Genomic DNA, 20,560 nt, shown 5'->3' with positions numbered 1-20,560 from the left:
TTCAAAAACGATTTGATGATCAATCTTCGTTTAAATCTATGATAGCAATAGACCTTTAGCCTGAATCCTAATTGAAGGAAAATCATGAATTATTCTCCACCACCGTTATATACATTACCGAAAAGTAAAAATGAAACATTGAGTTTAATTCATGGCATTTATGCAGGCTTGTTGTTCTGTGCTTTAGCAATTGTTTGGTATTTAGAGTATCAACAGAAGACCATGGCAGAAATGCAGTTATGGGGATTGAGTGCCATCATGTTGTTGATGTTTGGTTTAAATATTCTGGCATGTATTCGTGTTAAAAAAGGCAATAATCAAGGGAAAATTTTATCTCGCGTGATGGCTGTTTTGATGTTGCCATCATTTCCGATCGGTACTTTATTGGGATTGTTTTCTTTATGGAAAACCACAAAGACCCAATGGCAATGATGGTGTTGTTCAAGATGATTCAAGTGATATTAAGTGAACTTTTTTAGCTTGCTAAGTGGCTAAATTGAATCTTGTTTTATTCAGACAGAGTTGCTTGCTGAAGTCTGCTTTTGAACATGATCAATAATTTTTGAGTAGGGCGTAAAATATCATTGTTAAGCCTTATTTTATCTGATCATTTAACCCAATAAACTGTTTTTCAATTGGGGTAAATACATGCTCATTCCTCGCAATCAGATATAGTCCTATGTGGCGATATTGTTCAGGAATTTCCATCTTATATTGAACATTGTATTTCTGAGCCAATGAACGAGTGACCAAAGAAACTCCCATGCCTAACTGTGTGAAATTCACCAGCGCTTCATAATCATTAATATGAATCATTTCACCTTTATTTAATGTGTGATCTAAATAAATTTGATCAAGCATCGTCGAATAGCAACATTCTAATGAGGTAAATAATAAATTTTGCTGATTCAATGCTTCATATAAATTTTCATAGTTGATGACATCTTTGCCAATAAGCACCAATTCATCTTTACCTTTTTGAATATATTGTAGATTTTTTTGTTCGGGATGTCCGAGTACATAAGCAAAATCAATATTTCCCTGTAAAACCTCTTGTTCCAAAAAGCCTGTAGCACCAGTTTTGATGGAAAAAGATAAATCGGGGTAAGTTGTATATAACTGACTGATTGAAGGGTAGAAGCGCATGCCTCCTAAACTGGTATTGGTGCCAAAACGTAAAAATTTTTCTTGTTGATGAATTTTGTTTTCAGTTTCTTCCCAAGTAAACATCATTTTTTTGTATTGTTGATATAAATTGATCCCTGACTCAGTGAGTTCAACGCCTTTCGGTTTGCGAATAAACATTTGACGATCATAATGATTTTCAATTTTTTTAATTTTAGCGGTCATATTTGACTGTAAATAATTCAACTTATTGGCTGCTGCTGTAATGCTTTTCATCTCCGCCACAGTAATGAATGAACGGATATCACTCATATCAATATTCATGTGAACTCCTCAACAATGGACTTCTTGCAAAAGTTAATTTCAGATTGATTTAGGTCAATTTAAAATGTTCCCTCTCCTTGTAGGAGAGGGTTAGGGAGAGGTTTTTTATTTAAAAATCCCTCATCCTCTCGCGGAGTTACCTCTTTATCCCTGAGCCATATATGGCGCAAGAGAAGAAACTTCCGATACATTTTTGAATAAGCCTGTTAATCGAAAATTTGAACATTTACGCAAGACGGCTAATAAAATGAAAAAAACTACATCAAAAAAAATGATGTATCTATTAAAACATAGCATTATTCATGATGTCATTAATTTTCTACACTAGAGAAACATTCCATCTGTAGAGTACAGAAAAATGAACATTCGAGTTGTGAGTGCAATCACAGTGTTGTGTCTGGTGTGGGATCTTTATGGGGATTGATTAAGTTCAGTTTACATATTTTCCCACCATTTCAATTTATCTCAGTACGCTTAATCATCGCTGCCTTAACATTGTTAATTGTCCAACGGCTTTTAAACAGATCAATCCTGCCTGAGAAAGGCGATTGGGGGAAATTACTGATTTCTAGCTTAATGCTATGTGTTGGCTTTTATGCAACTCAAACTTTTGCCATGCAATTCGTAGATTCAGGGTTATCAGCCGTATTGGTATTTACCATGCCGATCTTCATTGGTGTCTTGGCACATTACATTTTGAAAGAACGATTGAATGCCCAGAAAATTGTAGGTTTGTTTTTTGGTGTTTTGGGATTAGTTTCAATTCTTTGGACACAGCTACATGATATTCATATGAATGTTACATTACTTGGTGAACTTGGGCTGATTTTTGTTGGCTTTATGTGGGCGGCGACCACGATCTATATCAAGAAAAATTTTGCATCTTATGACAAAGTGAAACTGACGATTTGGCAAATGTTGATTGGTGGCATCATTATATTATTCGGCGCTTTACTGGTTGAGCCTATTGATCTGCATATTTGGGTGAATCCATTCAATGATTCGATTTTATTTTATGTTTCAATCATAGGTACAGGTGCTGCTTTTGCATTGTGGAATTGGATTGTCACTCAAGTTGATACCTTTGTTGCTTCAATTTCGATCATGAGTATTCCAATTTTAAGTTTGTTCTTTGGTTATGTGTTTTGGGATGAACCATTAACCTTGAATATTATGATTGGTGCAGTCTTTATTTGCCTAGGCATTATTTTGAGTTCATTTAAGCTCAAAACCAAGCAAAAAGTTCAAACGATATCTTTGGATCATCAACATTGATGAGTTTAAGTAGAAAGCTGTTTTGGATTATTTTTAGACCAGTTTATTTTTTGTCAAAAACTGCTTAGGACTTTGGTGCTAGCAGTTTTTGGCAGATTTACACTTAATTTCTAAATGCGTTGAATGTCATAAGATTGGTGTGATTTTTTAAATGATCAGACCAATATTTTATTGCTATTGAGTTTTAAGTCTTTGAAATATGTTTAGCACATTATAAAATTGTTTAATAAAATAGCCAGATACGACTAAAGTTTTATAAAAACTTGCTTTAAATAGAAAATATAAACAAAAACAGTGGTTTTTAGTACTTGTTGAGTTCAGAACCAATTAAAAATAGTGATTAAATAGGCGAAAAACACACTTTTATTGGTCTGACCAATATTTTATTTTTAATAATTTGTTGATCTTTAAAATGCCAGATTTTATTATTAAGGCGCACATAGTGCTATTTTTTTGTTTTAAATTTTTAATTGGTCATACCAATTGTTGTGAAATACTTGGCTGATCAGACCACATTCGACGTTTTAGCAAGCATTTCAAGGAGATGACAATGCTTCAACATTGGCAACAAATTTACGATCCGATGGGCAATATCTGGGTATCCAGTGCCATCGCACTTATTCCAATTGTATTTTTCTTTTTAGCCCTTGCTGTATTCCGCATGAAAGGAAGCGTTGCGGGAACAATTACAGTTGTATTGGCTTTATTGGTTTCGCTTTTTGCCTATCAAATGCCAATCGCAATGGCTTTGGCTTCAATGGTCTATGGTTTTCTTTATGGTCTATGGCCAATTGCATGGATCATTATCGGCGCAGTATTCCTGTATAAAGTTTCGGTAAAAACAGGGCAGTTCGATATCATTCGTTCTTCGATCATGTCGATTACTGAAGATCAACGTTTACAGATGCTGTTCGTGGGTTTTGCTTTCGGTACTTTCCTTGAAGGTGCGGCAGGTTTTGGTGCGCCAGTTGCGATTACTGCTGCGTTATTGGTTGGACTTGGGTTTAAGCCACTTTATGCTGCGGGTCTTTGTCTGATTGTGAACACAGCGCCAGTTGCCTTTGGTGCAATGGGTATTCCAATTATTGTCGCAGGGCAGGTTTCTGGTGTAGACACCATGGAAATCAGTCAGATGGTGGGTCGTCAGTTGCCATTCATGGTGCCGATCGTATTGTTCTGGATCATGGCGATTATGGACGGTTGGCGTGGCGTAAAAGAAACGTGGCCAGCAGTGATTGTGGGTGGTGGTTCTTTCGCTTTGGCGCAGTATTTAACTTCGAACTTTGTAGGTCCTGAACTTCCAGATATTACTGCTGCGATTGCATCACTGGTATCTTTAACGATTCTTTTAAAATACTGGCAGCCTAAACACATTTTCCGTTTTGAAAATGAAGAAGGCACGCCTGCGATTGATTTAGCTGAAGAACGTAAGAAGAAATTCACCATCGCACAAATCGCGAAAGCATGGTCTCCATTTGCAATTTTAACGGCAATGGTGACGGTCTGGAGTATTAAGCCATTTAAAGATTTATTTGCTAAAGATGGTGCATTAGCTGACTTGGTGATTTCGATCAAAGTGCCATTTTTGCATCAGATGGTGCAAAAGATGCCGCCTGTGGTTCCTGAAATTAAGGACTACGACGCGATCTATAAGTTTGACTGGTTCTCTGCGACTGGTACAGCAATCGTGATTGCAGCGATTATCACGATTATTTTCCTCAAAATGAAGCCAAAAGAAGCAATCGTAACATTTGGCGAAACTGTAAATGAGTTAAAAATTCCAATTTATTCTATTGGTATGGTGTTGGCTTTTGCTTTCATCGCAAACTATTCAGGGATGTCAGCAACACTTGCTTTGGCACTTGCCCATACAGGTCAGGCGTTTACTTTCTTCTCGCCATTCTTAGGATGGTTAGGGGTGTTCCTGACAGGTTCTGATACTTCTGCAAATGCATTGTTCTCAGCATTACAGGCAACCACTGCACAGCAAATCGGTGTGCCAGAAGTATTACTTGTTGCTGCCAATACCAGTGGTGGGGTAACAGGAAAAATGATTTCTCCTCAGTCAATTGCAATTGCCTGTGCGGCAGTAGGTTTAGTGGGTAAAGAGTCTGATTTATTCCGTTTTACGGTAAAACACAGTATTTCATTTACCGTGATGATTGGTATTATCATTACTCTACAAGCCTATGTGTTCCCGTGGATGATTCCATGATCTTGATGATTATGAATTTTCACGGTATTGCACAAACCTGATGCAAAACTGAGGACAGCAGATGAAAGTCTCCGACAAAGTGGTACAAAACCTTCGCATGTTGATTGAAGAAAACAATATGCAAGTCGGAGATCGTCTGCCAGCGGAACGTAAGTTGTGTGAGCAACTCGGTGTATCCCGTTCCTCTTTGAGAGAGGCCATTTCGCAACTGACCAGTACGGGCATGCTGGTCAGCAAAGTCGGAGCGGGGACTTTTTTACAGCAATTGCCTGTGAACTGGTCACAGAATCAAATTGTTGAGCCATTAAGTAATTTGATTGATGAAGATCCTGCTTATCGCTTTGATGTGCAGGAAGCTCGAATGGTACTGGAAGGTGGAACAGCATGGTATGCCGCCAAGCGGGCAACTGAGCAGGATCTGGAAAAAATTCGCTATTGCTATGATCAGATTACCCATTTCCAATCTCTGGGTGATGATGATAAAGCCTCAATGGCGGATGCAGAGTTTCATCTTGCTATTGCTGAGGCATCGCATAATCTGGTGCTGATTCAGATGATGCGTGGTTTATTTGATTTGTTGCAATTTAACGTGGTTTTGGGACGACGCAAAGTCTATACCGAAGCACGTCGTTATGATCAGTTACGTGATCAACATTTTCAGGTAATGGATGCAATTGAACGTCATGATCCAGAAGCTGCGCGGAATGCAGTCTGTGGGCATATAGAATTTGTAGTACAGCAGGTGCGGATGATTGATGAGGAAGAAGCCCGTCGTCAGCGTGCCAGCCGATTGAACAGGATATAGTTATGATTATTTCTTCTGCGAATGATTACCGTGAAGCCGCGCGTCGTCGTTTACCGCCATTTTTATTCCACTATATTGATGGTGGTGCTTATGCTGAATATACCTTAAAGCGTAATGTAGAAGATTTATCAAAAATTGCGTTAAGACAACGTGTTTTAAATGACATGTCACAGCTCAGTTTAGAAACCAAACTTTTTGATGAAACTTTGTCGATGCCTGTTGCTTTGTCACCAGTTGGTTTGACAGGGATGTATGCACGTCGTGGTGAAGTTCAGGCGGCAGTTGCAGCAGATAAAAAAGGTATTCCATTTACTTTATCAACTGTATCTGTATGTCCAATTGAAGAAGTTGCCCCTGCAATTAACCGTCCAATGTGGTTCCAGTTGTATGTGCTGCGTGACCGTGGTTTTATGAAAAATGCTTTGGAACGCGCTAAAGCAGCGGGTTGTTCAACATTGGTATTTACTGTTGATATGCCTGTACCAGGCGCACGTTATCGTGATGCACACTCTGGTATGAGTGGTCCAAATGCAGCTATGCGCCGTTATATGCAGTCGTGTTTCCATCCGCATTGGGCGTGGAATGTCGGCATGATGGGTCGTCCGCATGACTTGGGTAATATTTCAAAATATCTCGGTAAACCAACGGGTTTAGAAGATTATATCGGTTGGTTAGGTAATAACTTTGATCCTTCTATTTCATGGAAAGACCTTGAGTGGATCCGTGAATTCTGGGATGGTCCAATGGTGATCAAAGGTATTCTTGACCCTGAAGATGCTAAAGATGCGGTGCGTTTTGGTGCAGATGGTATTGTGGTGTCGAATCACGGTGGTCGTCAGTTGGATGGTGTTTTATCGTCTGCACGTGCGTTACCTCCAATTGCGGATGCGGTCAAAGGTGACATTAAAATCTTAGCGGATTCAGGTATTCGTAATGGTCTGGATGTGGTGCGTATGCTTGCTTTAGGTGCGGATACTTGTATGTTGGGTCGTGCATTTGTCTATGCTTTAGGTGCTGCAGGTGGTGCAGGCGTTTCCAATCTATTGGATTTGATTGATAAAGAAATGCGTGTAGCGATGACTTTAACAGGTGCGAAAACAATTGCAGATATTACTGAGGATTGTTTGGTGAAGTTAGAGAAAGAGTTAGCTGAATAATCTGATTCTATAAGTTGTAATTTTATTGGCTTGCACTGCCCCAAGTAGTATTAAAAGTTTAAATTGATTTGTGTAGGCTATGCCTTACTTTTGACGGATCAAAAGTAACAAAAATCCTTTGTTGGGCGAGGGGTATGTCCTATACCCCCGCCCAACGGCGGCATCCATGCCGCCACACGATAGCAACTATAGTGATTAATTCAGTTTCAATTAGTGTGTTATTTAAAAGTAAAGCTTTATTGAAAAGCCTAAAAATCAATGGGCAGGAAATAATATGCAAACCCAATCAGCTTCAAACACAATTCAAAACCTTATTCTCATCGTTGGAAAACAACATGTTTTAACCGACGATACTGATACACGCCTATACCGACAAGGTCGTCGTTATGGTGCAGGGCAAGTGCTTGCTGTTGTTGCACCTGGCAGTTTACTGGAGCAATGGCAGGTTTTAAAAACGGCTGTTGAAGCGGATTGTGTGGTGATCATGCAGGCTGCCAATACAGGGCTGACTGGTGGCTCAACGCCATTCGGTGATGACTATGACCGCCCTGTGGTGTTGATCAGTACCCGAAGATTGGTGGGGATTCAGGTCATTAATGAAGGCAAACAGGTCATCTGCTTGCCTGGCGCGACACTGGATAAACTTGAAAAAGATTTAGCACCGTTTAATCGTGAACCGCATTCAGTGATTGGTTCTTCATGTATTGGTGCATCGGTGCTTGGTGGAGTGTGTAATAACTCAGGCGGTGCATTGGTACGCCGTGGTCCTGCTTATACAGAACTGGCTTTATATGCACGAGTCAATGATTCAGGTGAACTGGAGTTAGTAAATCATTTAGGTGTAAATTTGGGTGAAACACCTGAGCAAATTTTAACTGCGCTTGAAAATAAAAATTATCAAAGCCATGACATTATTAACAATTCAAGTTGCTGTGCTTCCGATCAACGTTATTCACATGATGTGAAACAGGTCGATGAAAATACTCCTGCACGTTTTAATGCAGATCCATCACGCCTATTCGAAGCATCAGGTTCGGCAGGGAAAGTCTGTGTATTTGCAGTGCGTCTGGATACCTTTGAAAAGATTCCAAGTCAGGTGTTTTATGTAGGCACAAACTCACAGGATGATTTGACCGAAATTCGTCGTTTTTTATTGAAAGATTTGCCACGATTGCCGATTGCTGGTGAGTATATTCATCGTGTTGCTTATGACATAGGTGCGGAATACGGCAAAGACAGTTTTATGTTCATTGAGAAATTCGGTACAGCAAAAGTGCCTGCTGCATTTGCCATGAAAGATAAAGTTGATGGCTATCTGGAGAAAGTAGGTTTACGTGGTTTATCTGATAAGGTTTTGCAGATAGTCACCAAAATGTTACCGAATCATTTACCACAGCGTATGAATGAATTTCGTGATCTGTATGAACATCATTTGATGATTCGTATTGAAAATCAGGATGTTGATCAGGTTGAGCAATATTTAAAAACTTATTTTTCCGATAAAACTTCAGGCAATTATTTTAAATGCACCGATGAAGAAGGACGCAAAGCATTTTTACATCGCTTTGCGGTAGCAGGCGCAGCAATTCGTTATCGTGATACGCATCGCTCCGAAGTGGAAGATATTGTCGCGCTTGATATTGCACTACGCCGTAATGACCGTGAATGGGTAGAAACTTTGCCTAAAGCGATGGATGAAAAAATCATTCATAAATTGTATTACGGACATTTTCTGTGTCATGTGTTTCATCAGGATTATATTGTGCAAAAAGGTGTTGATCCTTTGGCAATGGAACATGAAATGTGGAATTTGCTCGATGATCGTGGTGCGGAATATCCTGCGGAACATAATGTCGGACATTTATATGTGGCGAAACCTGCACTGAAAAATCATTATCAGAAACTCGATCCGACCAATAGCTTTAATGTGGGAATTGGGTATACATCGAAGTTAAAAAATTGGAAATAGTCGTTCATTAATATTTGTTTGTGTATAGTCGAAACAGTTTGATTAATCAGACTGTTTTTTATTTATGTGATGAAAATCGGATGAGTAATATACCGATGAGGAATGCACTCACACTAAAAGCCATAACAGTAAAAAAAGTAGAATGGGTTTTGAACCAAACGAAGATGGCAGGGATTGCTATGATTACAGCGAGTAGCCATGATAACCATTCGGGCAGTTCATTCTTTTTAGATGCAGGTTCAATATAATATTGGTTTTGAATATATTGAAGTTGCTCGATTTCTTCGCCTGAATAGCGTGTACCTAACAGAAAATATCTTAAATCGCTTTCCCAATGTGATAGATCAGTTTGAACTGTGTCCCAATAATTTTGATGAGCTTCGATCTGCATGGATTCTAAGGCTTCATAAATAGAAAGTTTATCTCGAAACTCTTGTTCTGATTGCTCAGATAAATCTAAATAATTAGGTCTGAATAAAATATAGTTCGGATAATATATTTCAATGAGCTGATAAAAATCATCATAATATGCAGAGAAATTTTGCCCGAAAATACTTAAAAATCCCTGTTTACGTCGTATAAGATTGTGTAAGGCTTGAGATTGAGAAATAACAAAATAGGGATAGGTTGCATCACCGTAATCTTCGATACATTCCTCACGAGCCATATCGGATTGTGGGTCATCTATATCAAATTCATCGACATAGCGTGCATGTTGGATACTATTCTGTTGATAGAGTAACCACCACATCAGTGGAATAAAAGACTTACATTCCAATGAAAATGCATTCGGCTTTAAGCTATCCCACTCATTCAGACTGCCATTTGGCATATGATCCAATTCACAGCTGTCTAAAAATGCATACAATCCCATCTTATTATTCTCATATTGATTTTGAAATTCACATTGAGTTTATTTCGAATCACGTTCTCATGTTTTGGATGAATTTTCTTTGTTCCCTATTTTCGATGAAATAAAACCTAAAATAAATGCACTGACAAAAAATACAACAGCCGAGTAAAGCACTGAATGCGTTGTAAAATAAACGGCTAAAGTGGCTAAAACAACAATTGCTGTGCAGATCCAAATCGCCCAATTTGATGATTCAGTCGTGGTGTTAATATCCTTAATATCTTTTAATTCATCAACATTTTCTTTGAGAGAGGGTGTAATCATCTCCATCGGATTTGAGCCATAAAAATAATAAGGATGATCATCAAAACGAGCGAAATCTTGGCGTTGAAACTCTGCAAAACCTAAGTGCTGTGATGGATCTTGCTGAAAATATTCAAGTTGTTGTAAAGGTTGCAATAAAAATTCAGCATCATTTAAATCTAAAGCCAAACCACTTGGTCGAAGTAAAATATATTGTGGGAAATGTTGTTCGATGAGTGTTTTAAACTGTTCAAAATGTACAATATTCTCAGCACCAAAAATTTCTATAAATACAGATTTTTGTTCAGTTAAATTTGCCAAAGCTTGTTGTTGATCAATCACCAAATAGGCATATTGTGCATCGCCAAATTGATCGTGGTATTCTGCTAAATCCACTTGAACATCGGCATTAGAAATATCAAATTCATCCGTATATTTTGCCCATTTTAAATTTGCCTGACGAAATAGCATTAACCATAAAATCGGAATAAAAGCATCAGCTTCCAATTCAAAGGAAGCAGTATGAAAAAATTCATGCCACTGATTTTCACTGCCCATTGGCATGTGGTTAAAGATTGAATGTGTTAAAAAAACAGGATGGCTCATCGGGAAAATCGTCTCATTTCTAAGTTTTATTCGTGTGTTTAGCCTAACTGAACTTTTATATGTGATTGTTGTAAAGCTGTATTGATCTCTTTGAAAAGACTGCGATTGGACTTGACAGGATTGGCTGAATTGACACAATCAACCATGAAAATATCATAAATAGTCATCACAAAATTTTTAAAACTCGATAAAGTAATATGCAACAAGTTGCAAAGCCAAACTAAAAGGATTCATCATGACAACTAGCTATGCACATATTTTAAAACCATTGCATTTGGGATTTACGACCATTAAAAACCGTGTCGTGATGGGTTCGATGCATACAGGTTTGGAAGACCGTTTTTATAATTATCCAAAACTTGCAGCCTATTTTGGTGAACGTGCCAAAGGTGGCGTTGGCTTGATCATCACAGGTGGTATTTCGCCAAACCGCCAAGGTTGGTTGTTACCCGCAGGTGGTACGATGAATACCTTGGGTGATGTTGCACCACATCGCCTCGTGACGCATGCAGTACATAAGCATGGCGCTAAAATTCTGATGCAAATTTTACATTCAGGACGTTATGGCTATCAGCCATTTGTGGTGTCTGCAAGCCCGATAAAATCACCGATTTCGATGTTTAAACCACGTCAAATGAGCGATAGTCTGATTTTGGATACTATTCATGATTATGCAAAAACAGCGAGTTTAGCGAAAAAAGCAGGCTATGATGGCGTGGAAATCATGGGTTCAGAAGGCTATTTACTGAACCAATTTTTAAGTCGCCATGTCAATCAGCGTGAAGACCGTTGGGGTGGTTCGATTGAAAACCGTATGCGTTTTGCTGTGGAAATCGTGAAAGCGATCCGTGAAAAAGTCGGTGAAAAGTTTATTATTTGTTTCCGTTTGTCATTGCTTGATTTAGTCCATGATGGCAACACCATGGATGAAGTGATTACTGTTGCGCAGGCTTTGGAAAAAGCAGGCATTACCTTGTTAAATACAGGTATTGGTTGGCACGAAGCACGCATTCCTACGATTGTGACTTCGGTACCTCGAGCGGCATTTGTTGATTACACCGCAGAAGTGAAAAAGCATGTTTCTGTACCTGTAATTGCATCGAATCGTATCAATATGCCTGAAACTGCTGAAGAAATTTTGGCAGCAGGCAAAGCGGATATGGTGCAAATGGCACGTCCATTACTTGCCGATGCATTTTGGGTGAATAAAACAGCAACCAATCGTGTTGATGAAATTAATACCTGTATCGCCTGTAATCAAGCTTGCTTAGATCATTCATTCCAAAATAAACGTGCAAGTTGTTTAGTGAACCCTCGTGCAGCACATGAAACTGAATTGGTTTATTTAAAAGTTAAAAAACCGAAGAAAATTGCAGTTGTTGGTGGTGGTGTTGCAGGGATGTCTGCGGCAACTGTGGCAGCTGAACGTGGCCATCAAGTGACTTTGTTTGAAGCTTCGAGTGAAGTGGGCGGGCAGTTTAATTTGGCGAAAGTTGTGCCAGGCAAAGAAGAATTCCATGAAACTATTCGTTATTTTAAAGTTCAAATCGAAAAAACAGGTGTGGACTTACGCTTAAATACCAAAGTGAATCGTGAACAATTGGAACGTGAAGGTTTTGAGGAAGTGGTGATTGCAACAGGTGTTGTACCGCGTGGTTTGAAAATTGAAGGCAGTGATGCACCACAAGTGTTGTCGTATGCAGAAGTATTGCGCGGTGCGCCTGTGGGTCATAGTGTTGCTGTGATCGGTGCAGGTGGGATTGGTTTTGACGTATCTGAGTTTTTGTTAAAGCCTGAACATCAGCCGCAACCACAGCCTTTGGCAGATTGGCAACGTGAATGGGGCGTAGACCCAAATCCAAACTATATGACCGAAGGCGGTTCTGTGCCTGCTGAAGTTGAAGCACCAATTCGTCAGATTTATTTGATGCAACGTAAAACCACACCATTGGGTATTGGCTTAGGAAAAACCTCAGGTTGGGTACATCGTGCGCAGTTGAAAAAGCATGCAGTCCGTATGATGCGTGGTGTGCAGTATAAAGCAGTGACCAATGAAGGTTTATGGATCGAAACCAATGGGCATGATCAATTGCTTCGTGTAGACACAATCGTGGTGTGTGCAGGACAGGAATCTGTAAAAGATTTAATGCCGCAAGAGGGTGAATTAACCTTGGCACAGTATCATATTATTGGTGGTGCGAAGTTAGCCGGTGAGCTTGATGCAAAGCGTGCAATTCGTGAAGGTGCTGAAATAGCAGCCAAACTTTAAGAAAAACTGAGGCATTTGATGAAACATTATGCATTTGAATGCTTTGGCTGTAATTTTTACTTGTCATAATCGAAAAAGCTTCGTATTATGGCGCACATGGAAGCGTGGCAGAGCGGTTTAATGCACCGGTCTTGAAAACCGACGAGGGCGCGAGTCCTCCGTGAGTTCGAATCTCACCGCTTCCGCCAAATTCAAAAAGCCCTTGTGTAAACAAGGGCTTTTTATTACCTGAGTTTTTTCTATGCTAGAAAAATGATCATTTTCAATATTAAAATTAGGGAATACTTTGTGTTGTGGTTTGTCAAACCGTGACAATTGGTCGTTATAAAGTAGTAAAAAAGCAGTAAGATTTTTCTTACTGCTTTTTTATGTGTGTACTTTTATGGTTGCGCGTGCAATAAATAAATTAACTGCGTTACAAGTAAAGAAGTCGAAACCTGATTCTGAGAATGTGATAAAACTTTCAGATGGTGGGAGTCTTTATTTACGAATAGATTCTAATGGTAGCAAATATTGGATCTTTAATTACACGCGACCGTCCACGGGAAAAAATGACTTATCTCTTGGGACATATCCTGAAATCACATTAGAACAGGCAAGAGAAATTCGTGATGAGTATAAAAAGCAAAAAAGAATTACAATAAAGCCTTTTTACCTGATTTTTCTAAAGGAAGGTTATTTTAAAAAGTTTTCGTGAGTTTAAATCTTTGGATTATTTTTATAATAACTGAAACCATACATTAGAATATTATGTGATATTTCTAAAGGTTACATATTGGTTACAGGATTTATTTTAGGTGAATGTTTAGTTAGATTTAAAATTATTATTCTTAACTTATTGTTATTTATTAAAATAAAACACTCCGAAGATGCCGCTGCATGGTCGTTACCCTGAACCCGATGAGTTCAAGGTGGACACGACGCGTACTTAATGGGTTTCCCACTCGGGGTGGGCATACACTCAAAATACACAGAACGCATCCGTAAGTTTAAGTATCGGCAGGGGAATAGACGTACTGGCGAACATCCCAGAGTTATATTAAGTATACATAATCTGAGGGATGAGGCAAATCATTAGTACCCATATTTCATAATATTGAAGCGAAAACTCATATCATTTGCATGAAAAAAAAGCGGTTTATCCCGCTTTTTCAACATCTTCCAACATGCTTTCAAGCAAACGTTCACATTGTGCATATTCTTGTAACGTTTTATTCATGGTCAGCACTTCTTGCATCAGTTCAAGAGCAACCATGATCACCAATTTATTATGTTCAACATTCGGAGCTTTACGACGAAATTCTTGAAATTTATTATTCAACAATTGTCCAGCTTTTTCCAAATCAGGCTTTTTATCTGAAGTCGTTGCCAAACGAAAAATTTGTTCAATCAGACGAAGCTCCACAGTTACTTGTTCTGACATGATTAAACTTCCTCATTGCTTTCAGATGGATGGGCAAGCTGTTGAATTTCTTGCGCATGATGATCTTGTTCAGTGCCTAAAATAGCCAAACGTTGAATAATCGCTTCAACCTTAGATTTCGCATGTTCATTTTTCTGAATTAAGCGTTCACGTTCATCTTGAAGACTTTTAATATCGTGTAAATGATGGCGGGTTTCATTTGCCATCTTTTCTTTGATGACACGTAATTCATTGCGTTCAGCTAAAATTTCCTGAAAACGATTTTTTAGATCAGTACAACTTTTTTCTAAACGAGCATAACGTTCAGCCAAGGCCGTAGCATCAGTATTTAGGGAAGCATGCTGATTTTGTAACTGTGTTAGTTGTTCAGTCAGATTTTCAATTTCATCTTGTTTTTGGGTAATCAGGCTGTTTTTATGACTAATTTGAGAGTGAGCTTGCTCTTCGCTGTTATCTTTTTCTTTTAACAACGATGCATTTTCTTTCTCAAGTGTTTCGATTCGTGTTTTTAAAACACCAATATGCGTCTGTAGACGCTGTAATTGTTCTAACATAACGGGTCGCACAGATTTGCAATCAAAGGTAATATATAGAGAAGTATAGAGATTGGATAAGCGAATGCAAGACGATATTTCAGGTTGGTCAGATTGGAAGCAAAATTTTGAAGGGATTGAAGAAATTTCAAGCCCGAGTGAGTTACATGGTTTGTTGACAGGTATAGTTTGTGTTACAGAAATACCAACCCCTGATGAATGGTTACAAATTTTATCTACACTCGATGTACCAAAATTAACCGATCAAGCTTTAGAAATCTTAGCAGATGAAACAGAAGATGTTTCACATGCGCTTTCAGAAGATGAATTGGACTATTTACCGATGCTGCCAGATGATGAACATACATTGGCAGAACGTGTACAAGCGCTCGCAGATTGGTGTGCAGGTGTTGTACTAGGTTTTGGTCTGGCTTCAGGTCATATCCGTTCAGATGAACAAGAATTGATTGAAAGTTTACAAGATGTGGCTTCTGTCGAATTTGATGAATCTGACGATGATGAAGAAGGCGAAGAAAGCTATCAAGAATTATACGAATTTGTGCGTTTAATTCCGGTGTCATTGTCAATGGGGCGTAAAAAAGTTGCTGTTGCGGAAAGCCCTTTATTGCAAAACTTTCATGGCAAGATGAAACAAGCAATTGATGCCACAGAAAGTAACAGCGTTGTGGAAATGTTTACTCCGCATCGTCCAAGTTAATTGTTGAACATTCTTCTATTACACCTTTCGCATCTGTGAGAGGTGTAAACCACAAATGAGGACAATATTTGCATTCATCATCATGCAGATGTAAGTTAAATATTGCCTTATTACTCCAAATTTAAAACAAAAGCTGATCTAGAATGAAACTGACTCAAGTCGATTTTCAGGAACGTCGTGACCGCCTCGCAGAGCAAATGGGTCCCAATAGTATTGCCATTATCGCAACCAGTCCTGAAGTGATGCGAAATGCTGACGCAGATTATAAATTCCGTGCGGACAGTAGTTTTTTCTATCTTACAGGATTCGCCGAACCTCAAGCCGTTGCAGTGATTGAAACCGATGCTGACGGTGAAGAATATATTTATAGTTTATTCTGTCGTGAACGTAACCGTGAGATGGAAATTTGGAATGGTTACCGTGCAGGTGTAGATGGTGCTGTGGATGATTATGAAGCAGATGAAGCCTATGCAATTGATCTGCTTGATGAAGAAATTATTGCCAAAATTTTAAATAAAGAAAAATTATTTTATCGAATTGGGCAACGCACAGAATTTGATGCCAAAGTCAGTGCTTGGATCAAACAAGCACATGATGCGAGTCGTGGTTTTGGTGTACCTACACAATTGATTCAACTCGATCAAATACTCGACGAAATGCGTTTGCATAAATCTGAACAAGAAATTGAATTGATGCAAATCGCTTCAAATATCAGTGCTGAAGCGCATACGCGTGCCATGCAACACGTCCGTCCAAATATGATGGAATATGCACTCGAAGCTGAATTGAATTATGTGTTTGGTCAGAATGGTTGTGTGCCGTCGTACAACAGTATTGTTGGTGGTGGTAAAAATGGCTGTATTCTGCATTATGTTGAAAATAATCAATCACTCAAAGATGGTGATTTGGTTTTAATTGATGCGGCTTGTGAATATAAATGTTATGCCTCAGACATCACACGAACTTTCCCTGTGAATGGGAAATTTAGCCCTGAGCAGAAAGCACTGTATCAAATTATTTTAGATGCTCAACTTGCTGCGATTGATGCCATTCAAATCGATAATTCTTATAGAGAACCGCATAACATCGCTGTACGAATCATGGTTGAGGGTTTAGTCAAACTTGGCATTATGCATGGTGATGTCGATCAAATCATTGAATCTGAAAGTTATCGTCAGTTTTATATGCATGGCACAGGGCATTGGCTGGGTATGGATGTGCATGATGTCGGTGCTTATAAAGATCGGCATGGCAATGCTCGTCTGTTTGAGCAAGGTATGGTGATTACGGTTGAACCTGGTTTGTATATTGCACCTGATGATGAAACTGTAGATGCCAAATGGCGTGGGATTGGTATTCGTATCGAAGATGATGTTGTTGCGACTGCACATGGTCCATTGGTATTGACCAAAAATGTCGTGAAGTCAGTTGATGATATTGAAGCGTTGATGGCACAGTCAAAATAAGTTTTGAGTTGTGAAATTAGCCATAGATTTAATACCAGTCAGTTTAGAAATTGATTGGTATTATACTATTTGAGCTTTCTTAAATTGAAAATTGGGAAACTTTAGTTTAAGAAACATGAAATGAAAGAATCTAATCAATTATTTCTTTGCTATAAGTTACTAATTTAAAATAATTAATATTTTTCATGATGCTCGTTGTATTCAAGAGGGTGGTTATTTTTGAAGTCTTTTCCATTTTCTAATTTGCGTTCTAAAATTAGTAAAAGGAGCAACTGTATTTATGTGAATCCATTTATATACAGGCCATTGAGCAGGTGTCGTTGCCCATTTTCTTTGGTTGATTGAAAATAATTCATCATCTGTTAGGCTTTGAACCCAATCTATAACCTCATCTACTTTATTTGATAATAAAACTGTATTTTCATCAAGAGAATGCTGACCATATTCTTGGTAAAACTCTTGATATAGAGCACCTAAATTATTCCATTTAAACCCTTCTTTAGGCGTTATAACTTGTATTCCTGCCTTTTCATCCTTTTCCCATTTTAATAGTAAATTGACCCATCCTAATTGGTAGGAAATATTTTGCGAAGGAGTCTTATCAACACCATTAATTATTTTATTTTTATCGTCTTCTGAAACATGACTAAATTCTGCTAAATATTTGTTAAACGAGTTTCTAATCGCATCTATTAATTCTTCTTTGGATTCATAAATCTTCATGTTTAACTTTTCCTAAAATTAACATAAACACTTTATGCGAAATATACGTGTTTGTTAAGATATTTCAAAAGCTTGTATCTATTCAAAACTGATTTTAACTCAAACTTAGTTTTCTGTGAAATTGCTCTGTTCTATAAAAAGGATTCAGATGATTTTTATGCGAAAATTGATGGTTGTGTACCAATTCAAAACAACAATATTGATTTTCCATACAAAAATAATCGTGCTTCATGTAAGATGAAATCAATCAAGATTATAAGGATTCAGTTCGCTGAATCGTGTATAGAAAGGATCAAAGCATGCAACAAGAAGTCATCATCGTTGGCGGTGGAATGGTTGGGCTGAGTTTGGCTCTGATGTTGGCAAAAGCCAATATTGCAGTAAAACTTTTAGAAGCTGTGAAATACCCAAATTATGATGATGGAACTGTTGCACCTTATCATTCAAGTTTCGATGCACGAAATACTGCATTATCCCGCCGTACCGTACAAATTTACCAAAAACTAGGTTTGTGGGATGCCTTACAAGAACATGCGACCCCAATCCTTGAAGTACATATCACCGAACAAGGAAGCTTTGGTAAAGCACGTTTGAAAGCTGATGAAGAAAAAGTCGAAAGCTTTGGTCAAGTGATTGAAAATGCTTGGTTAGGACGCGTGTTACTTACACAAGTTCGTCAACAATCATTAATTGAATTGATCGATGGCGTGCAAGTTTCATCATTAAAACAAGATGGTGATTTTGTCTATGTAGAAGCAACCCGAAATGACGACTATACCCATTCACTCAAGTCAAAATTGGTGATTGCTGCTGATGGACGAGATTCATTCTGTCGTCAAGCACTTGGTGTAGGTGTCGATGTGCATGATTATGACCAAGTTGCAATTGTGACTACAGTACAAACCTCTAAACCACATCAACAGGTTGGCTTTGAACGTTTTAGCCATTTAGGTCCATTGGCATTATTACCATTACCTGGTGAATGTCGTCGTTCTGTGGTTTGGCCAGTGCAAAAAGGCACAGAAGGCGAATGGTTAGGTGATGAAAATGATCAACATTTCCTAGATGCTTTACAAGAAACCTATGGCGACCGCGCAGGGAAGTTCCAAAAAACAGGTAAGCGTTTTAGTTTCCCATTGTCACAAGTTTTGGCAGAGAAACAAGCAGTTGGACGTGTGATCCTAATGGGTAATGCGGCACATACCATTCATCCAGTGGCAGGGCAAGGCTTTAACTTGTGTATGCGCGATGCAGATGTATTAGTGCGTTATATCATTGAACAGATTGCCAAATCCGATGATATTGGCGAACCTGAAATGCTTAAAGCCTATGAGCAGTCACGTTTAGCAGATCAAAGACGTGTGATTAAATTCTGTGATTCAGTCGTGCGTGGGTTTAGTAATCAAAACCCGATGCTGAAATTATTACGTAATACAGGTTTAGTGGCTTTTGACGTGATTCCTGGCATTAAACCACTTGTTGCCAACTATGCGATGGGGTTAAAAGCATGAGTGATTTAAATCGACACGCAAATTTACTCGATGTAGTCATCATTGGTGGTGGCTTAGTCGGTGGACTCACTGCGTTGTTATTAGCACAGGGTGGGGTTCAAGCGACGGTATTAGATGCTGCGCCAATTTTGGATGCTGAAAAGACATTATCCGTTGCAAATCCACGTGTTTTAGCGCTCAGTCAAGCCACGATCCATTTACTTAAAACAGTCAATGTCTGGGATAAACTTGCTCGTCAAATGCCGTATACAGGCATGCAAGTTTGGAATAAAAATGGTTATGGTGAAATTAACTTCGGACAAGCCTCTGAAAAATTTCCAACTGCTGAACAAGCTTTAGGTTCAATGGTTGAGCCAAGTTTGTTGAATCTAGTAATTCAGCAACAAATGCTGGAAAAACTGCAAGATTATCGTACTCAAGTTAAAGTGGTTCGAGTGGAACAAGGTGTCGGTTGTTGGATCATTAAATTAGCGGATGGTACTGAGCTTAAAACTAAATTGGTCATTGGTGCAGATGGTGCAAATTCGTTTGTTCGTGAACAAGCTTTCATTGATTTAGATGTTCTAGATTACAAACAAGCAGGTTTGACATGTGCGATTCGGACTACTCAACCGCATCAGTATGTGGCACGTCAGATTTTCCACCCGACAGGGCCTTTGGCATTTTTACCGATGGCGAGTTTAAAGCCTGAACAAGCGGAACATTGGATTTCGATTGTTTGGACATTACCTGATGATTATGCAGATGAGTTTTCAGGTTTAAATGATCAAGATTTTTGTCAATTATTAACACGTGAAAGTCACCACATGCTCGGTGAGGTATTAGAAGCGACTCCACGAGCTAAATTCCCACTTAAAGCACGAGCAGCGCAACGTTATGTGAAAGATGGATTGGCATTGATCGGAGATGCCGCACATGTGATTCATCCTTTGGCAGGGCAAGGCGTCAATATTGGTTGTTTAGATGCGGCTGTTTTATGCGATGTGTTATTAAAAGATAAAAAACGCGGTGTTTGGGCGCATGAGCAAACTTTAAAACGTTATGAACATCAGCGTAAAGGGCAGAACGATGCCATGATGCATAGTATGTCTGCGATTGGATTTTTAGAGTCTGCTGAACTATTCCCATTTGTGTGGGCACGTAATTTTGGTTTGAAACAAGTTGAGAAACAACCATTTTTGAAAGACCAATTTATGGCTCAGGCAAATGGTTTGGCAACGTTAAATCGTACTCAATATGCAGTTTAAATCTATTGGTGATATTTTTTAAACAATCACTTAAATAA

16 protein-coding genes, 1 tRNA gene, 1 other RNA gene and 2 pseudogenes are annotated in these 20,560 nt (G+C 38.6%); 13 read left to right on the top strand and 7 right to left on the bottom strand.

Annotated features, from left to right (window positions below):
* Positions 1–84: 84 nt before the first annotated feature.
* A complete protein-coding gene (locus EXE10_RS03120; RefSeq protein WP_130112324.1) occupies positions 85–432 on the top strand; it encodes a hypothetical protein in 348 nt (115 codons plus the stop codon).
* 162 nt (positions 433–594) lie between these two features.
* Here EXE10_RS03120 and EXE10_RS03115 read toward each other — a convergent pair whose 3' ends face one another.
* Positions 595–1,449, bottom strand: coding sequence for a LysR family transcriptional regulator (locus EXE10_RS03115; protein WP_068974946.1), 855 nt, complete (start codon positions 1,447–1,449; stop codon positions 595–597).
* 358 nt (positions 1,450–1,807) lie between these two features.
* On the opposite strand from EXE10_RS03115, the pseudogene EXE10_RS03110 reads away from it, so the two are divergent.
* The 5 genes and pseudogenes from EXE10_RS03110 (at position 1,808) to dld (ending at position 8,870) form a co-directional block, all read left to right on the top strand.
* Positions 1,808–2,724, top strand: a pseudogene (locus tag EXE10_RS03110) (DMT family transporter).
* 544 nt (positions 2,725–3,268) lie between these two features.
* Entirely contained in the window at positions 3,269–4,939 is a 1,671-nt protein-coding gene (gene lldP, locus EXE10_RS03105) for an L-lactate permease (RefSeq protein ID WP_171457607.1), read from the top strand.
* A gap of 61 nt (positions 4,940–5,000) precedes the next feature.
* The gene (gene lldR, locus EXE10_RS03100; RefSeq protein WP_087553548.1) at positions 5,001–5,744 is read left to right on the top strand and encodes a transcriptional regulator LldR; all 744 of its coding nucleotides are present in this window, start codon (positions 5,001–5,003) and stop codon (positions 5,742–5,744) included.
* Between the two features lie 2 nt (positions 5,745–5,746).
* Positions 5,747–6,901, top strand: coding sequence for an FMN-dependent L-lactate dehydrogenase LldD (gene lldD, locus EXE10_RS03095; protein WP_068974950.1), 1,155 nt, complete (start codon positions 5,747–5,749; stop codon positions 6,899–6,901).
* A gap of 274 nt (positions 6,902–7,175) precedes the next feature.
* Complete coding sequence (gene dld, locus EXE10_RS03090) at positions 7,176–8,870, top strand: D-lactate dehydrogenase (RefSeq protein ID WP_130112322.1); 1,695 nt, start codon at positions 7,176–7,178, stop codon at positions 8,868–8,870.
* A gap of 58 nt (positions 8,871–8,928) precedes the next feature.
* Here the strand turns inward: dld and EXE10_RS03085 are convergent, their stop codons facing one another.
* Together EXE10_RS03085 and EXE10_RS03080 are read right to left on the bottom strand one after the other, a co-directional pair.
* Complete coding sequence (locus EXE10_RS03085) at positions 8,929–9,744, bottom strand: hypothetical protein (protein ID WP_130112321.1); 816 nt, start codon at positions 9,742–9,744, stop codon at positions 8,929–8,931.
* 57 nt (positions 9,745–9,801) lie between these two features.
* Positions 9,802–10,632 (bottom strand): hypothetical protein, encoded by an 831-nt coding sequence (locus EXE10_RS03080; protein ID WP_130112320.1) that lies wholly within the window; start codon positions 10,630–10,632, stop codon positions 9,802–9,804.
* Positions 10,633–10,867: 235 nt separating this feature from the next.
* On the opposite strand from EXE10_RS03080, the gene EXE10_RS03075 reads away from it, so the two are divergent.
* The 3 genes and pseudogenes from EXE10_RS03075 to EXE10_RS03065 form a co-directional block, all read left to right on the top strand.
* On the top strand, positions 10,868–12,901 hold the full coding sequence (locus EXE10_RS03075) for an NADPH-dependent 2,4-dienoyl-CoA reductase (protein WP_130112319.1): 2,034 nt from the start codon (positions 10,868–10,870) through the stop codon (positions 12,899–12,901).
* A 98-nt stretch (positions 12,902–12,999) separates the two neighbouring features.
* A tRNA-Ser gene (locus tag EXE10_RS03070) sits at positions 13,000–13,089 on the top strand.
* A gap of 194 nt (positions 13,090–13,283) precedes the next feature.
* A pseudogene (locus EXE10_RS03065) lies at positions 13,284–13,550 on the top strand (Arm DNA-binding domain-containing protein); the annotation flags it as partial.
* A 207-nt stretch (positions 13,551–13,757) separates the two neighbouring features.
* Here the strand turns inward: EXE10_RS03065 and ssrS are convergent.
* The 3 genes from ssrS to EXE10_RS03050 all read right to left on the bottom strand — a co-directional run bounded on the left by ssrS (position 13,758) and on the right by EXE10_RS03050 (position 14,878).
* A non-coding RNA gene (gene ssrS, locus EXE10_RS03060) (6S RNA) lies at positions 13,758–13,939 on the bottom strand.
* 100 nt (positions 13,940–14,039) lie between these two features.
* Complete coding sequence (locus EXE10_RS03055) at positions 14,040–14,324, bottom strand: cell division protein ZapA (RefSeq protein WP_130112318.1); 285 nt, start codon at positions 14,322–14,324, stop codon at positions 14,040–14,042.
* A gap of 2 nt (positions 14,325–14,326) precedes the next feature.
* Positions 14,327–14,878 (bottom strand): hypothetical protein, encoded by a 552-nt coding sequence (locus EXE10_RS03050; protein WP_130112317.1) that lies wholly within the window; start codon positions 14,876–14,878, stop codon positions 14,327–14,329.
* 64 nt (positions 14,879–14,942) lie between these two features.
* Between EXE10_RS03050 and EXE10_RS03045 the strand changes: the two genes are divergently transcribed.
* Both EXE10_RS03045 and pepP read left to right on the top strand, forming a co-directional pair.
* Positions 14,943–15,575 (top strand): UPF0149 family protein, encoded by a 633-nt coding sequence (locus EXE10_RS03045; protein ID WP_087552926.1) that lies wholly within the window; start codon positions 14,943–14,945, stop codon positions 15,573–15,575.
* 143 nt (positions 15,576–15,718) lie between these two features.
* On the top strand, positions 15,719–17,041 hold the full coding sequence (gene pepP / locus EXE10_RS03040) for a Xaa-Pro aminopeptidase (protein ID WP_130112316.1): 1,323 nt from the start codon (positions 15,719–15,721) through the stop codon (positions 17,039–17,041).
* 213 nt (positions 17,042–17,254) lie between these two features.
* Here the strand turns inward: pepP and EXE10_RS03035 are convergent, their stop codons facing one another.
* On the bottom strand, positions 17,255–17,764 hold the full coding sequence (locus EXE10_RS03035; protein WP_130112315.1) for a ClbS/DfsB family four-helix bundle protein: 510 nt from the start codon (positions 17,762–17,764) through the stop codon (positions 17,255–17,257).
* 299 nt (positions 17,765–18,063) lie between these two features.
* Between EXE10_RS03035 and ubiH the strand changes: the two genes are divergently transcribed.
* Positions 18,064–19,275 (top strand): 2-octaprenyl-6-methoxyphenyl hydroxylase, encoded by a 1,212-nt coding sequence (gene ubiH / locus EXE10_RS03030; RefSeq protein WP_130112314.1) that lies wholly within the window; start codon positions 18,064–18,066, stop codon positions 19,273–19,275.
* A complete protein-coding gene (locus tag EXE10_RS03025; RefSeq protein ID WP_130112313.1) occupies positions 19,272–20,522 on the top strand; it encodes an FAD-dependent monooxygenase in 1,251 nt (416 codons plus the stop codon). Before ubiH ends, EXE10_RS03025 begins: the two co-directional genes overlap by 4 nt.
* The last annotated feature ends 38 nt before the right edge of the window (positions 20,523–20,560 follow it).

It is taken from the genome of Acinetobacter sp. WCHAc060033, assembly GCF_004209125.1.
GTDB classification, from domain to species: Bacteria; Pseudomonadota; Gammaproteobacteria; order Pseudomonadales; family Moraxellaceae; genus Acinetobacter; species Acinetobacter wuhouensis.
This window is presented reverse-complemented; position numbering and strand designations above follow the sequence as displayed.

Bases quoted from the DNA above. Each gene is read 5' to 3' on its own strand.
- EXE10_RS03120 (WP_130112324.1), top strand. From the start codon at position 85: ATGAATTATTCTCCACCACCGTTATATACATTACCGAAAAGTAAAAAT.
- EXE10_RS03115 (WP_068974946.1), bottom strand. From the start codon at position 1,449: ATGAATATTGATATGAGTGATATCCGTTCATTCATTACTGTGGCGGAG.
- lldP (WP_171457607.1), top strand. From the start codon at position 3,269: ATGACAATGCTTCAACATTGGCAACAAATTTACGATCCGATGGGCAAT.
- lldR (WP_087553548.1), top strand. From the start codon at position 5,001: ATGAAAGTCTCCGACAAAGTGGTACAAAACCTTCGCATGTTGATTGAA.
- lldD (WP_068974950.1), top strand. From the start codon at position 5,747: ATGATTATTTCTTCTGCGAATGATTACCGTGAAGCCGCGCGTCGTCGT.
- dld (WP_130112322.1), top strand. From the start codon at position 7,176: ATGCAAACCCAATCAGCTTCAAACACAATTCAAAACCTTATTCTCATC.
- EXE10_RS03085 (WP_130112321.1), bottom strand. From the start codon at position 9,744: ATGGGATTGTATGCATTTTTAGACAGCTGTGAATTGGATCATATGCCA.
- EXE10_RS03080 (WP_130112320.1), bottom strand. From the start codon at position 10,632: ATGAGCCATCCTGTTTTTTTAACACATTCAATCTTTAACCACATGCCA.
- EXE10_RS03075 (WP_130112319.1), top strand. From the start codon at position 10,868: ATGACAACTAGCTATGCACATATTTTAAAACCATTGCATTTGGGATTT.
- EXE10_RS03055 (WP_130112318.1), bottom strand. From the start codon at position 14,324: ATGTCAGAACAAGTAACTGTGGAGCTTCGTCTGATTGAACAAATTTTT.
- EXE10_RS03050 (WP_130112317.1), bottom strand. From the start codon at position 14,878: ATGTTAGAACAATTACAGCGTCTACAGACGCATATTGGTGTTTTAAAA.
- EXE10_RS03045 (WP_087552926.1), top strand. From the start codon at position 14,943: ATGCAAGACGATATTTCAGGTTGGTCAGATTGGAAGCAAAATTTTGAA.
- pepP (WP_130112316.1), top strand. From the start codon at position 15,719: ATGAAACTGACTCAAGTCGATTTTCAGGAACGTCGTGACCGCCTCGCA.
- EXE10_RS03035 (WP_130112315.1), bottom strand. From the start codon at position 17,764: ATGAAGATTTATGAATCCAAAGAAGAATTAATAGATGCGATTAGAAAC.
- ubiH (WP_130112314.1), top strand. From the start codon at position 18,064: ATGCAACAAGAAGTCATCATCGTTGGCGGTGGAATGGTTGGGCTGAGT.
- EXE10_RS03025 (WP_130112313.1), top strand. From the start codon at position 19,272: ATGAGTGATTTAAATCGACACGCAAATTTACTCGATGTAGTCATCATT.